This window comes from Georgenia deserti (assembly GCF_042680605.1).
Lineage (GTDB): Bacteria > Actinomycetota > Actinomycetes > Actinomycetales > Actinomycetaceae > Allobogoriella > Allobogoriella deserti.
Window position 1 is genome coordinate 174,526 of record NZ_JBHUEE010000004.1, and the last position, 13,269, is coordinate 187,794.

General features: G+C 71.5%; 12 protein-coding genes. 4 read left to right on the forward strand and 8 right to left on the reverse strand.

Going from position 1 to position 13,269, the window contains the following annotated elements; genetic code table 11:
* The first annotated feature begins 30 nt into the window (after positions 1-30).
* Positions 31-2,373: a HelD family protein gene (locus tag ACFSE6_RS09290; RefSeq protein WP_388005492.1), complete on the forward strand. Its 2,343-nt coding sequence runs from the start codon at positions 31-33 to the stop codon at positions 2,371-2,373.
* A gap of 138 nt (positions 2,374-2,511) precedes the next feature.
* On the opposite strand, the gene hisF is transcribed toward ACFSE6_RS09290, so the two are convergent.
* Entirely contained in the window at positions 2,512-3,282 is a 771-nt protein-coding gene (gene hisF, locus ACFSE6_RS09295; RefSeq protein ID WP_388005495.1) for an imidazole glycerol phosphate synthase subunit HisF, read from the reverse strand.
* 101 nt (positions 3,283-3,383) lie between these two features.
* Here hisF and ACFSE6_RS09300 point away from each other — a divergent pair, with 101 nt between their 5' ends.
* Positions 3,384-3,983, forward strand: a complete 600-nt coding sequence (locus ACFSE6_RS09300; RefSeq protein WP_388005498.1) for a nucleoside/nucleotide kinase family protein — start codon at positions 3,384-3,386, stop codon at positions 3,981-3,983.
* Between the two features lie 7 nt (positions 3,984-3,990).
* On the opposite strand, the gene ACFSE6_RS09305 is transcribed toward ACFSE6_RS09300, so the two are convergent.
* Both ACFSE6_RS09305 and ACFSE6_RS09310 read right to left on the reverse strand, forming a co-directional pair.
* Positions 3,991-4,986: an FKBP-type peptidyl-prolyl cis-trans isomerase gene (locus ACFSE6_RS09305; protein WP_388005501.1), complete on the reverse strand. Its 996-nt coding sequence runs from the start codon at positions 4,984-4,986 to the stop codon at positions 3,991-3,993.
* A 54-nt stretch (positions 4,987-5,040) separates the two neighbouring features.
* Positions 5,041-5,790, reverse strand: coding sequence for a DUF4386 domain-containing protein (locus ACFSE6_RS09310; protein WP_388005504.1), 750 nt, complete (start codon positions 5,788-5,790; stop codon positions 5,041-5,043).
* Positions 5,791-5,888: 98 nt separating this feature from the next.
* Between ACFSE6_RS09310 and ACFSE6_RS09315 the strand changes: the two genes are divergently transcribed.
* A complete protein-coding gene (locus tag ACFSE6_RS09315) occupies positions 5,889-6,626 on the forward strand; it encodes a TetR/AcrR family transcriptional regulator (RefSeq protein ID WP_388005507.1) in 738 nt (245 codons plus the stop codon).
* A gap of 36 nt (positions 6,627-6,662) precedes the next feature.
* On the opposite strand, the gene pafA is transcribed toward ACFSE6_RS09315, so the two are convergent.
* Both pafA and ACFSE6_RS09325 read right to left on the reverse strand, forming a co-directional pair.
* The gene (gene pafA / locus ACFSE6_RS09320; RefSeq protein ID WP_388005510.1) at positions 6,663-8,072 is read right to left on the reverse strand and encodes a Pup--protein ligase; all 1,410 of its coding nucleotides are present in this window, start codon (positions 8,070-8,072) and stop codon (positions 6,663-6,665) included.
* A gap of 71 nt (positions 8,073-8,143) precedes the next feature.
* Entirely contained in the window at positions 8,144-8,743 is a 600-nt protein-coding gene (locus ACFSE6_RS09325; RefSeq protein ID WP_388005513.1) for a CGNR zinc finger domain-containing protein, read from the reverse strand.
* Positions 8,744-8,765: 22 nt separating this feature from the next.
* Here ACFSE6_RS09325 and ACFSE6_RS09330 point away from each other — a divergent pair, with 22 nt between their 5' ends.
* Complete coding sequence (locus ACFSE6_RS09330) at positions 8,766-9,602, forward strand: alpha/beta fold hydrolase (protein ID WP_388005516.1); 837 nt, start codon at positions 8,766-8,768, stop codon at positions 9,600-9,602.
* 49 nt (positions 9,603-9,651) lie between these two features.
* On the opposite strand, the gene ACFSE6_RS09335 is transcribed toward ACFSE6_RS09330, so the two are convergent.
* From ACFSE6_RS09335 to arc, 3 genes are read right to left on the reverse strand one after another with little or no spacing between them, the layout of a single operon-like run.
* Positions 9,652-9,843, reverse strand: coding sequence for a ubiquitin-like protein Pup (locus ACFSE6_RS09335; protein ID WP_388005519.1), 192 nt, complete (start codon positions 9,841-9,843; stop codon positions 9,652-9,654).
* 28 nt (positions 9,844-9,871) lie between these two features.
* On the reverse strand, positions 9,872-11,455 hold the full coding sequence (gene dop, locus ACFSE6_RS09340; RefSeq protein WP_388005521.1) for a depupylase/deamidase Dop: 1,584 nt from the start codon (positions 11,453-11,455) through the stop codon (positions 9,872-9,874).
* 48 nt (positions 11,456-11,503) lie between these two features.
* Complete coding sequence (gene arc / locus ACFSE6_RS09345) at positions 11,504-13,219, reverse strand: proteasome ATPase (RefSeq protein WP_388005523.1); 1,716 nt, start codon at positions 13,217-13,219, stop codon at positions 11,504-11,506.
* Positions 13,220-13,269: the final 50 nt, after the last annotated feature.

The window sequence follows — 13,269 nt, forward strand, 5'->3', positions numbered from 1 at the left end:
CGGCAGCCGCACCCGCAGAATCAGCACGACATGTCCCACGGATCCGACGAACCCGGAGAGCTCGAGCGCGAGCAGCAGTACCTCGACCGGCTGTACGCGCGTGTCGACGAGCTCCGGGAGGAGGTTGCCGCCGATCTCGATCGTGCCCTGACCCAACGCGGGGCGTCCTCGCGTGATCTCGTCGAACGTGAGGCACGGGTCGATCGACTCACCGAGCGCGCCACCGCACTGGACCACGCCGAGTCGGGGTTGTGCTTCGGCCGCCTGGACCTCGACGACGGCCAGGTGCGGTACATCGGCCGTACCGGACTGCGGTCACCGGCGCCCCAGCGCCGGCCCATGCTGCTGGACTGGCGGGCCCCCGGTGCGCGGCCGTTCTACGTGGCCACGCCGGCCGACAACCACGGCGTGATGCGGCGTCGCCACCTGCGGACCCAGCGCCGGCGCGTGACGGGCGTCGAGGACGAGCTGCTCGACCTCGAGAGCGCCGAGATCACGACGTTGCAGGGCGAGGGAGCGTTGATGGCCGCACTTGCGGAGCGACGCACCGGCCGCATGCGGGACATCGCCATGACGTTGCAGGCCGAGCAGGATGAGATCGTCCGCGCGAACGGGGAGGGCGTCCTCGTCGTCCAAGGCGGACCCGGAACGGGCAAGACCGCGGTCGCCCTGCACCGAGCGGCGTATCTGCTCTACGCGCGACCGGAGATCGGCCGTCAGGGCGTGCTCGTCGTCGGTCCGTCGCCGACGTTCCTCGACTACATCGAACAGGTCCTGCCCTCGCTCGGCGAGACCCAGGTGGTGCTGCAGACACCGGACCGGCTCTACCCGTCCGTGGTGCCCGGGCTGCGCGAGGCGGACGAGGTGATGCGGCTGAAGGGTGAGGCCGTCATGGCGGAGCTGTTGACCCGCGCGGTGGCTGACCGTCAGCGCATCGTCGATATCGAGTTCTCCTTCGACGGCGACCGGTTCACCCTGCCGCGGCAGGCCCTGTGGTCGGCGGCTCAACAGGCGCATCGCGTCTCGCCGGCCCACAACGTCGCACGCAGGACCTTCCGGGCGCAGGTGCTCCGGGCGCTGGCGATGGAGGTTGTCGGTGCCGGGGTGCGGCTGCTGCAGGAGGTCGAGCAAGGATTCGAGGAGGAACTCGCACGGTTCGACACGTCGCGGAACCTCGACGAGGTCCCGGCCGCCGTCGAGGTCGCGGGGACCGAGGTGGACGGCGTGGCGGCTGCCGAGGAGGTGGCCTACATCGAGCGCGAGCTGATGGCGGACCCGGACGTGGCGCAGGCGATGGAGGACCTGTGGCCGAAGCTCACCCCCGAGCGGCTGCTCGAGGATCTCTTCGCCGAGCCCGAGCGCCTGGACCGCGTCGCCGGTGGCCTGCTCGACGCCGACGAGCGGCGTCTGCTCGCCCGGGACCGTGGGACCGGCTGGTCGGTGGCCGACGTGCCGCTGCTCGACGAGGCCGCCGAGCTTCTCGGGGTGGACGAGGCCGAGGACCGTGCCCGGGCGGCGGTCGTGGCCCGCGAGCGAGCGCGCTTCGCGCGACAGGTGTTGCACGCCAACGACCTCCTCACGGAGGAGATGGACGAGGAGGCGCTGGAGGCCGCCGACCTGCTCAGTGGCGAGGCACTCGCCGAACGCAACGTCGCCGGTGATCACCGTTCGTTCGCCGAGCGTGCGGCCGCCGACCGCACGTGGACCTACGGTCACGTGGTGGTCGACGAGGCGCAGGAGCTGTCGGCGATGGCCTGGCGCGCTCTCTTCCGCCGGTGCCCGGCAGGGTCGATGACGGTCGTCGGTGACGTCCATCAGGGCAGTGGGCCCACCGCCGCGGCGACCTGGGAGCTCGCCCTGCAGCCGCACACGCCGGCCCCGGTTCGGTTGCGCGAGCTCACGGTCGGTTTCCGGACGCCGTCCGAGGTCATGGAGGCCGCTGCGCCCGTCCTGCGGGCGCTGGATCCGGACGCGAGCGTGCCGACATCGGTCCGGTCCACCGGCGAGGCGCCTGTCCGTATCGGCACGCCGGCGACCGAGCTGGACCGGGCCGTGGCGGACCGGGTCGAGCGGCTGCGCGGCCGGGGCGCGGTGGCCGTCGTGGCGGCGGCGCCGCGGGCCGCCGCGCTCCGTGAACAGCTCACCGGCCAGGCGGGCGGCACCGACCTGCAGGCCGATGTCGTGGTGCTGAGCCCGCGTGAGGCGAAGGGTCTGGAGTTCGACGCCGTCGTGGTGGTCGAGCCGGGCGAGATCCTCGACTCGCCCCGCGGCCTCGGCGAGCTCTACGTGGCGATGACCCGCACCACGGGCACGCTCACCGTGGTGCACTCGGCCGAGGTCCCGGAGGTCCTCGCCCACCTCTCCCCCGCCTGACCCGCCACACTGCTCACCTGCGCCCACTCGTCAACGTCGTGCCGACTGGTCGATTCTGTGCACCGCCGCAGGCTGCACGGAATTGACCACTCGACACGTCGATGACCACTCGGCACATCATTGACGAATCGCGCTGGATCAGCGGATGGGCAGGCCGGCGGCACGCATGTGGTCCTTGACCTGACCGACGGTCAGCGTCCGGAAATGGAACACCGATGCGGCGAGGACGGCGTCGGCGCCGTGCCGGGCAGCCTCGGTGAAGTGCTCGGGCTCGCCGGCGCCACCGGAGGCGATGAGCGGCACGTCGACGCGCGCGCGGACGTCGTCGAGCATCTCGAGGTCGAACCCGCCGGTCGTGCCGTCGGCGTCCATGGAGTTCAGCAGGATCTCTCCGGCGCCGAGCCGGGCGCCACGCTCGGCCCATTCGACGGCGTCGATCCCCGTGCCCCGACGGCCGCCGTGGGTGGTGACCTCGTACCCCGAGGGGGTCGAGGTCTCACCCGTGACGCGACGCGCGTCGACGGAGAGCACGAGAACCTGCCGTCCGAATCGCTCGGCGATCTCGGCGAGCAGCTCGGGCCGGGCGATGGCGGCCGTGTTGACGCCGACCTTGTCCGCGCCGGCCTTGAGGAGCCGGTCGACGTCCTCGACCGTACGCACTCCCCCGCCCACCGTCAGCGGCACGAACACCTCCTCGGCGGTGCGCGAGACCACCTCCATCGTGGTCGCGCGCTCCTCCGCGGAGGCGGAGACATCGAGGAAGGTGAGCTCGTCGGCGCCCTCGGCGTCGTAGCGATGAGCGAGCTCGACCGGGTCGCCGGCGTCTCGCAGCCCCTGGAAGTTCACGCCCTTGACCACGCGCCCGTCGGCCACGTCGAGGCACGGGATCACCCGGACGGCCACACTCATGCTTGTTCCTCCGTTCCGTGACGCTCGGGCGTTCGACGGCGACCGCGCGGCCGGCCGGCGGCACCAGTGCCGAGGCTAACTCCTCGGCTAGCGTGCGCAGGATGAGCGTCCATCATCCCGCGCCGCTACGTGCCGTGACGCCACTGGTGCTCGAGGCGCTCGACCGTCACGACGAAGCGGGCCCGCTCGTCGTCGGGATCGACGGCCGCTCGGGGGCCGGAAAGACGGCGCTCGCGCTGGACCTCGTTGCCCGGCTGCACGCCGAACCGGGTCTGTCCGGCGACGCCGTCGCCGTTCTCGCGCTGGAGGACGCCTACCGCGGTTGGACCGGACTGGCCGTCGGCCTGGGCGCCGTCGCGTCCGGCGTGCTCGAGCCGCTGAGCCATGGCGAGCCGGGTCGGGTGCGTCGCTACGACTGGCACGCCGATCGACTCGGCGCACTCGTGCAGGTCCCACCGGCGGGCACGCCCCTCCCGCGGCTGCTGGTGGTCGAAGGGTGCGGGGCAGGCTCGGCGATCTGCGCGCCGTTCGTCCACGTCCTGATCTGGCTCGAGGCGCCGGAACCGGTTCGCCGGGAGCGCGCGCTCGCGCGGGACGGCGGGACCTGGCCGCACCTGTGGGAGGTGTGGGCCGCGCAGGAGCGGGCGTTGCTCGAGGCCCGGGACGCCCGCGGCGCGGCAGACGTGGTCGTCGAGACCTGATCAGTGATCAGTCGCCGCCACGGGGCGAGGCGTCCTCGCCGCGGCCGCTCTGCGAGTCCTCGGTGGGCTCACCGCTCGGCTCCTCGGTCTCCTCCGGATCGGTGGTCGTCACCAGCGAGTCCGCGTCCCCGCCCGTCGTGGCGAGGATGTCGACGACGAGGACGAGCGTGTCGGTGCCGTGCGCCTGGGCCGGGGGGATGACGAGCAACACCTGGGAGCCGACCGGCTGATCGACCAGGCCCGTGCGCAGCCCTTCGAAGGTCTCGTCGAGCACCACCGTCTGCGGAACCTTGCCGCCCTCCCATGTGGAGTCATACGGCTCACCGGACTCCCACTGCACACCGGAGTACTGCAGGGTGACCTCCTGCCCGGGCTGTACCTGCGGTCCGTCACCGCGGATCAGCGGCTGGACGGTCAGCTCGTTCGGCGGGTCGGCGTCGGGGACGTCGATGGACGGCGAGCCTTCCTCGTCGAGGCTGACGGTCGGGAGGTTCTCCCGGTCCGGTGGCTCCACCTCCTCGCCCCGTGCCTGGGTATAGCGCACGTCGACGACGAGCACGAGCATGTGTTCCTCGCCGTTGTCCTCGACGGGCTGCTGCAGCAGCAGCCGGCTGCCTTCGCGCGATCCCGTCAGGACCGGGAAGAGGTCCTCGCCGACGTCTTCGGGAGTGAGTGTGAACGTGCGGGCCACACCGACCTCGCGGCCCTCCATGAGCTCGCCGGTGTCGCCGTCGTACGCGGTGAGCGAGAGCAGCACGGGCTCGTTCGCCGCCAGTTCGCGCCCGTCCCCCTCGATGAGCGTCTCGACGGAAGAATCCTCGAGCGGCAGCGGCGCGTCGAAGCTGACGACCGGGACCGAACCGAACTCGCCGGAGACGTCGACGGCGGGCTCTGGTGGCGGCTCCTCGCCCTCGTCCGGGGTGCAGGCCACGAGCGCGACGAGGGCCAGCAGCGCCGCCAGGGCGGCCCGCAGACGATCGCCGATCCCGCTCACGAGGTTCACGGCCAGCAGCCTACGTCGCCCTCCCGGGTGGTCCGTGCACCTGTGGCCAGGCTCTCAGCGAGCCGGTGCGGACTCCAGCTCACTGCCGTCCGCCGTCGGACCGGACACCCCACCCGGCGGCACGGCGGACGGGGCACCGCTGCGCCGGAAGCCGTACCAGCACAGCAGCCCGATCATCCAGAACTCACCGACGCTCGCCACGTACGTCAGGATCTCTCCGGCAGACGCCAGGCCGGGCGCGAGGTAGGTCGTCGCGGTACTGACGAGGTAGCCGGCACCGCCGGCGACGAGCAGCCAGCCCAACACTCGTGTCATGCCGGCGCGCAGGACGAGCAGGCCCATCGGGATCAACCACAGGCCGAAGAACACGCCGCCGACGCCCCACAGGTGCCCGCCCAGGACGTACATCAGTTGGGCGGCCGCGCCCGAGTACCCGGCCGCGAGTCCGTTGCCGAGCGCGATGTCCAGGGCGGCGGCGAGCGTCGCGGCGCTGGCCAGGATGCACACGGCGTTGATCACCCCGAAGACGCCGACGGCTGCCGCATGGGCGGCATCGACCCGGACGAACAGGCGGGCGAACCACAGCGCGGTCAACGTCTGGGCCACGACGAGCGCCAGCTCCAGACCGACGCCGAGCCGGGCGAGTCCTTCGTTCTCCACGAGGTTCGCCAGCGTCGCGGACGCGCTGTCCGGGTCGTACAGCAGGGGCCTGATGACCAGGAATCCCGGGACGGCCACCAACGCCATCGAGAGGTAGAGCAGGCCGGTGGTCCGCGCGGTCGAGCGGGGCAGGTCGTGAGTCACATCGTCCTCGTTCCGTCGCTACCTTACATAGTAAGGCGACCATACACCGTAAGGTGGCCGCTGGCCAGGCTTTCCGACGACGGATACGAGGACGAGTGATGCCGACCGATGCCGCCGCCTCCGCACGCGAGCCGCTGAGCAGGGAGCGGGTGATCCGGGCCGCGGCCGCACTGGCCGACGACGAAGGCCTGCGCGGAGTGACGATGCGCCGCCTGGCCACCGATCTCGGCGTCGAGGCGATGTCCCTGTACCACCACGTGCGCGGCAAGGAAGACGTCCTGGACGGCCTGGTGGAATTCGTGGTCCAGGAGGTTCGCGACGAGATCGACCGCTCCGCCGCGGCCGGCGGCGACTGGCGCTCCGCCGTGCGCCGCCGATGCCTGGCTGCACGCACCGTCATGCTCCGGCGTCCGTGGGCGCCCGGCCTGATCCGGGGCCGGAGCGCGGTTCCGCCGAGCGTGTTCGGCCTGTTCGAGGACGTATTGGGCCTCATGGTCCGCGGCGGATGTTCCTACCGGCTCGGTCACCGTGCGATGCACGCGCTGGGCAGCATGATCCTCGGCTTCACGCAGGAGCTGTTCAGCCCGGCGGACGACGGCGGCGCCCTGGTCGATCCCGACGAGTCCGAGGCGGCACTGGAGGCGATGGCAGCGACGCTGCCGTACACCACCGCGATGGTCGCCAGCGAGGTCCATGCCGCGGACGACCCGATGCTCGGATGGTGCGACTCACAGACAGAGTTCGAGTTCACGCTCGACCTCATGCTCGACGGACTCGAGCGCGCGCGGCTCACCGAGACCGGCGGTGCCGCAGCGCCCGGCACGCCGGCGCAGTGAGCTCCGGCCTGCGGCGCAGGAGGGCGGGCGGTACGCTCACTCGCGCAGCGTGGCGAGCAGCGCCTCCACCCGCTCGTCGACGGGCGAGAACGGGTCCTTGAGCACCACGGTGGACTGCGCCGCGTCGTTGATCTTCAGGTGCACCCAGTCCACGGTGATGTCACGGCGGCGATCCTGCGCCGTCGCGACGAAGTCGCCACGCAGGCGTGCCCGGGTGGTCGCCGGTGGTTCGTCGACCGCCGCCGCGACCTCCTCGTCGGTCGTGACCCGGGCCATGAGCCCCCGCTTCTCGAGCGACGCCGCCAGACCGCTCGCAGGCGAGATGTCGTGGTACGCGAGCAGCAGTCGCGCCACCCGGGGGTCGTCCAGGCCAAGGCGATGGCGCGACCGGTACCGCTCGAGGAGTCGTGCCTTGATCGCCCAGTCGAGCTCGGTCTCCACGCCGCTGGGATCCGCGGTGCGCAGCGCGGCGAGTCCGCGCTCCCACAGGTCGAGGACCTGGCGTTGCACCCCGGTCAGTTCGGCCTCCTCCCCCGAGGTCTCCAGCCATGCGGTGACCCGCTGGTGGAACTCCTCCTGGATCTGCAGGGCGCTCATCGTCCGTCCCCCGGCGAGTTCGACCGGGACCGTCGCGGACATGTCGCGCGAGATCTCCCGGATGGCACGCATGGGTTCGGCCATCGCGAGGTCGGAGATCCGCACGCCGTCCTCGACCATGGCGAGCACCAGATCGGTCATCCCGACCTTGAGCATGGTGGTGGTCTCCGCCACCGACGAGTCCCCGACGATGACGTGCATGCGCCGGTACTTCTCGGCGTCGGCGTGGGGCTCGTCGCGGGTGTTGATGATCGGGCGCGAGCGCGTGGTGGCCGAGCTCATGGCGTCCCACATCTGGTCGGCCCGTTGCGAGAACGCGTACGCCGCCCCACCGTCCGGGCGCGTGCGCACGTGACCTGCGCCGGTGAGGATCTGCCGGCTCACGAAGAAGGAGACGAGTGCCTCGCCGACGGCCTGGAAGTCCCGACGGCGCCGCAACAGGTAGTTCTCGTGGCAGCCGAAGGAGTTGCCAGCGGAGTCGAGGTTGTTCTTGAACAGGTGGATCGTGCCGGGCACGCCCTCCTCGGCGAGCAGGTCGTTGGCCTCCCGGGTCATGCGCTCGAGGATCCGCTCACCCGCCCGGTCGTTCGCCACGAGCTGGCGCACGTCGTCGCACTCCGCCGTCGCGTACTCGGGATGTGAGCCGACGTCGAGGTAGAGGCGGGCGCCGTTGCGCAGGAACACGTTGGAGGATCGCCCCCAGGCGACCACCTTGCGGAAGAGGTAACGGGCGGCGTCGTCCGCGGTGACCGGTCGTGCGGTGCCCTCGCCCGGTGCTGCGGCCTCGGCGGGAGGCGCCGCACACGTGATGCCGTACTCGGTCTCGACGCCGAAGATCCGTCGGCTCACCACTGGTCCAGCCCGAACGCACGCGTTGCCGTCACGACGGCCACGGTACCGATCCGCGGCCGGCACCGGCGTCAGCCGTCCGCGCCATCGCCGGTGCGCCGCGCATGCCGCTGGACCTTCGCACGGTTGCCGCATCGTTGCATCGAGCACCAGCGCCGGCGTGCGCCCCGGGACCGGTCGACGTAGAGCAGCCCGCATCTGGCGTGGGCGCACTCCTTGACCTGCGGCAGCCGGCCCGCGGCGACGAGATCGATCAGGTCTGCCGCCACAAGGCCGAGCCCGGCACCGACGTCCCCGGCGGCGCCCGCGCTCACCTGGACGCCGTTCGCCGCGGCCGTCAACTCCCTGCGCGGAGCCGCCGTGGTAGCGGCATTGACGACGGCGACCTCAGGCACTCCGGCACGCTGTTCCAACGTGGCGATCACGGCGTCCCGCAGCTCGCGCGCGCGTGCCAGATCCGCCGGGGAGCACGGATGGGCCTCGGACGTGATGCCGGCGCGCACCACCCACGCGGTGAGATCGCGCGGTTCGATCAACGTCTCACGCGCAGTCGGGCGCCAGCGATCGCGCAGTGTGTTGGCGAAGTCGGCACACAGCGCGTCCGCGAGGAAGAGCCAGTCGCCGTTCCTCGCGGGCGCTCCGCCGGATCCCGAACCCCTTGTCCTAACCATCTCAGCAGGTTAGCTTCCAGTGATGGAGACCACGGCGCGACTGTCCGAGATCACGATGAACTATCGGGACGAGGGCACCGGCCCGCTGGTCCTCCTGCTGCACGGATGGCCCCAGACTTCCTTCTGCTGGCGGCACGTCGTGCCCGCGCTCGCCGAGCACTATCGGGTCGTCGCGCCGGACCTGCGGGGGTACGGCCGCAGCGATCGGCCCAGCGGCGGGTACACCAAGCGCCGGATGGCCCAGGATCTGCGTGAACTGGCCGATCACCTCGGCGCCGATCGGGTCCGCGTCGTGGGACACGATCGGGGTGCGCGCGTCGGGCACCGATTCGCCCTCGACCACCCCGGGCTGGTCACCCGGCTCACCGTCCTCGACGTCGCCCCCACCCTGCACATGTTCGAGGCGGGAACGACGGCGACCGCGAAGAACTATTGGCACTGGCTCTTCCATGAGCAGCCGGACCTGCCCGAGCTACTCGTGGGAGCCGCGATCGAGCCGTACCTGCGGCACTTCTTCCACGCGTGGGCGTTCCAGCGCGCACGGATCGCCGACGGACTCGCGCACTACGTCGAGGCATTCACCCAGCCGGGGGCGCTGCGTGCGGGGTTCGACGACTACCGTGCCACACCGGACGATCTCGCCGACGACCGCGCCGATCGCGACGCCGGGCGAACCGTCCAGATTCCGGTACAGGTGCTCTGGGGCGACCGTGGTCTCGCCGCCGGCACGGCGAGTCTCGAGGCGTGGCGGCCGTTCGCGCCACGGGCGTTCGGTGGCCCGATCGCCGAGTGCGGGCACTTCATCCCGGAGGAGCAGCCCGGTGCGCTGACCGCCGCGTTGCTGGAGTATCTCGCCTGAGGTCTCCCCGGCCGGACGCCCCAGGTCCACGGCGCCGCCCGTGCAGCGGTTACTGGCCGCCCTTCTGCACGAATCCCTGGACGAAGGTCTCTGCGTTCGACTCGAGCACGCCGTCGATCTCGTCGAGGATGTCGTCCACCTGTTGGGTGCGCACCTGTCCCGCCGCCGCGACGGGTGGCTCGGGACCCGGGTCGCCCGGGTCTTCCCGCCGGGTGACCCGGCGCTGCTCCTGCTGTGCCATGACGTACTCCCTCCGTCTGCGGACGATCCTATGCCGGGTCCGGCCCGGGTGGAGCCTGCAGGTTGCGCACCAGGTCGGCGGCCGTGGCCGAGGCGTCGAGCACGGGTCCGATCAGCTCCCGGGTCCCGCGGAGCGGGTCGTGCATCGGCACACGGACGAGGTGGTCGTTGCCCGGGACGTCGAGCACCACCGACTGCCACCCGGCGGCGGCCACCTCATCCGGGTACCGGGCGACGACCTGGCCGCGGAACCACGCGCGCGTGTCCGCCGGTGGGGTGCGCTCGGCCGCGGCGACGTCGGCGTCCTCGACCAGGCGCTCGAGACGCCCGGCATGGGCGAGGCGACTCGCGATCGACCGCTCTGGCCGCAGATCGGCCCATTGCAGGTCCAGCGCCTGAAGTCGCGGGTGGTCCCACGGCAGGCCGTCACGCCGGCGCATCCCGTCCAGGATCTGTTTCTTGGCCACCCATTCCACCTCGGTGGCCGCGGACGCCGGGTCCGTGGCGAGCTTGTCCAGCACGCCGTCCCAGCGCTGCACGACCGCCGCCGTCTCCGGGTCGAGGCCGGCCGGGGCCCGCTCGCGCAGTGCGCGCGAGACCGCGTCGAAGTAGGTGCGCTGGATCTCCAGCGCCGTCATCTCCCGCCCGTCGGCCAGAGCGAGGCGGTGGGTCAGAGTCGTGTCGTGACTGACCGCCGCGGTCTCGGCAACCGGATCGGCGAGCGCGAGCGCGTTGAGCTCGAGCGGCACAGCGCCGGCCTCGAGCAGCCAGAGCACGAGGGAGGTGGTGCCGAGCTTGAGGTAGGTGGAGACGTCGAAGCGGTTGGCGTCACCGCCGATGACGTGCAGGCGACGGTACCGCTCCGCGTCGCTGTGCGGCTCGTCCCGGGTGTTGATGATCGGACGGTTGAACGTGGTCTCCAGCCCGACGTCGTTCTCGACGTAGTCGGCGCGCTGGGAGATCTGGAAGCCCGGTGTCTCGCTGCGCTGGCCGAGCCCCACCCGGCCGGCGCCGCAGAGGATCGGACGGGTGACGAAGAACGGCGTGAGGTATCGGACGACGTCTCCGAAGTCGACACAACGCTCGAGCAGATAATTCTCGTGGGTGCCGTAGGCGGCGCCCTTTCCGTCGACGTTGTTCTTGTACAGCACGATCTCCGGCATCCCGGGGATCTCGCGGAGGGCGTCCATCGCGGTCCGCATCACGAGCTCGCCGGCACGATCCCAGCGCACCGCGTCCGCCGGCGTGGTGATCTCCGGACTGGAGTACTCCGGGTGCGCATGGTCGACGTACAGCCGGGCGCCGTTGGACAGCACGGCGTTGTGCGCGGTGGGCAACGCGGCCTCGGCGGCGCCGGGCCGACGCACCAAGGTGGCCCTGTCGGACAGCGGCGGCGCGGCGTCCGTCAGCTGCGACGGGTCGGCGGCGGACCGGTCCAGCCGGAAGCCCCGGGCGTCGGCGAGCGGGTCCTCACCGGCGTAGTCCCAGGTCACCTGCCGCCTCCGGGCGCTGTGCCGGGCGGCGTAGGCGGCGACGACGTGGGTGGCCAGGACCACCGGGTTGGCACGCGGGTTCCCGGGCTCGAGGATCCCGTACTCGGTCTCGAGACCCATCGGCCGGCGGACCGAGGGAGCCGGGCCCCGACCGTCGTGCGCGGCCATCTACAGGTACCCCGGGACCGGCGTGATGGTCTCGACGTCATCGTGCCCGGGCAGGGCGACGTTCCCGGACTGCTCGGTCCCGGTCCCCCGGCCACCGAGCGTGCGCAGATAGGTGATGCGCTCGCCCTTCTTGCCGGACACCCGCGCCCAGTCGTCCGGATTGGTGGTGTTCGGCAGATCCTCGTTCTCGCGCATCTCGGCGTGCAGGGCCGCCAGCAGATGGCCGGTGCGCAGCCCGCGCCCGGACCCGCCGAGCAGATCCTTGATCGCCCGCTTCTTGGCGCGGTCGACGATGTTGGCGATCATCGCGCCGGACGCGAAGTCCCGCATGTGCATGATCTCCTTGTCACCGCTGGCGTAGGTGACCTCGAGGAACTCGGTCTCTGGGCCGGTGGCGTAGAGGGCCTCGACGACGGCGTCGATCATCGCCCGGACCGTGCGGTCCGGATCGCCGTCGTGCGCGGCGAGCTCCTCCTCGTGCAGCGGAAGGCCCGGGGTGAGGTACTTGCCGAAGATCTCCCGAGCGCCCTCGGCGTCCGGCCGCTCGACCTTGATCTTCACGTCCAGCCGGCCGGGACGCAGGATCGCCGGGTCGATCATGTCCTCGCGGTTGGACGCACCGATGACGATGACGTTCTCGAGCTTCTCCACGCCGTCGATCTCGCTGAGGAGCTGCGGGACCACGGTGGTCTCGACGTCGGAGGAGACCCCCGTGCCGCGCGTACGGAACAGCGACTCCATCTCGTCGAAGAAGATGACCACGGGGATCCCCCGAGCCGCCTTCTCGCGGGCGCGGGCGAAGATGATGCGGATCTGGCGTTCCGTCTCGCCGACGTACTTGTTGAGCAGCTCCGGCCCCTTGATGTTGAGGAAGTAGCTGCGCGGGCTCGCCGCTCGTGGCTCGGCCGGCCGGGCGACGGCGGCCTCGGCGGAATCCTCGGCTTGCTCCGCCTGCCGGCCGGTCGCCGTAGCGGCCAGCGAGGTGGCCACGGCTTTGGCGATGAGGGTCTTGCCGCAGCCGGGTGGCCCGTAGAGCAGCACCCCCTTGGGTGGCTTGAGGCCGTGCTCGCGGTAGAGCTCCGGGTGACGGAAGGGCAGTTCCACCGTGTCGCGGATCTGCTCGATCTGCGGCCCCAGGCCCCCGATGTCCGAGTACTCGGTGTCGGGGACCTCCTCGAGCAAGAGCTCCTCGACCTCCGAGCGCACGACGCGCTCGATGACGAAGCCGGTGCGCATGTCCGCCGTCAGGGCGTCCCCCACCCGCACACCGGAGGTCAGCAGCGGCCCGGCGAGGCGCATCACGCGTTCGTCGTCGGTCCGGGCGTGCACGAGCACCCGGTCGCCGTCGAGCAGCTCGCGGACGGTCACCAGCTCACCGGTGGTCTCGAAGGAACCGGCACCGATCACGAGCAGCTGCTCGTTGAGGCGGACCTCCTGGCCGGGCCGCAGCGCACCGAGCGGGACCGAGGCCGAGACGGACAGGCGCATCTTGCGGCCGGAGACCACGACGTCCGCCTCCCGCTCGTCCATGTAGCCGGCGAGGAACGTGCCGTAGCTGCCCGGAGGCTTGGTGACGGCGTCGAGCTGCTCCTGCATCTGGATGAGCCGCTGACGTGCTGAGTCGAGCGCCTGCGCGAGGCGCTCGTTCTTGCTGGCCAGCGAGATCGCGCGCTGCTCGAGCTCGCGTTCGCGGGTCTCGCCGTCGGCCTCCGGCATGAGGATCCTTCCGTCTCAGAGCGTCGTGACCAGCGTAGGACGAGCATGGG

What these genes read in the sequence shown, in the direction of transcription:
- ACFSE6_RS09315 (WP_388005507.1), top strand. Translation starts at nt 5,889, where the DNA reads ATGCCGACCGATGCCGCCGCCTCCGCACGCGAGCCGCTGAGCAGGGAG.
- arc (WP_388005523.1), bottom strand. Translation starts at nt 13,219, where the DNA reads ATGCCGGAGGCCGACGGCGAGACCCGCGAACGCGAGCTCGAGCAGCGC.
- hisF (WP_388005495.1), bottom strand. Translation starts at nt 3,282, where the DNA reads ATGAGTGTGGCCGTCCGGGTGATCCCGTGCCTCGACGTGGCCGACGGG.
- ACFSE6_RS09290 (WP_388005492.1), top strand. Translation starts at nt 31, where the DNA reads ATGTCCCACGGATCCGACGAACCCGGAGAGCTCGAGCGCGAGCAGCAG.
- ACFSE6_RS09300 (WP_388005498.1), top strand. Translation starts at nt 3,384, where the DNA reads ATGAGCGTCCATCATCCCGCGCCGCTACGTGCCGTGACGCCACTGGTG.
- ACFSE6_RS09335 (WP_388005519.1), bottom strand. Translation starts at nt 9,843, where the DNA reads ATGGCACAGCAGGAGCAGCGCCGGGTCACCCGGCGGGAAGACCCGGGC.
- ACFSE6_RS09330 (WP_388005516.1), top strand. Translation starts at nt 8,766, where the DNA reads ATGGAGACCACGGCGCGACTGTCCGAGATCACGATGAACTATCGGGAC.
- dop (WP_388005521.1), bottom strand. Translation starts at nt 11,455, where the DNA reads ATGGGTCTCGAGACCGAGTACGGGATCCTCGAGCCCGGGAACCCGCGT.
- ACFSE6_RS09325 (WP_388005513.1), bottom strand. Translation starts at nt 8,743, where the DNA reads ATGGTTAGGACAAGGGGTTCGGGATCCGGCGGAGCGCCCGCGAGGAAC.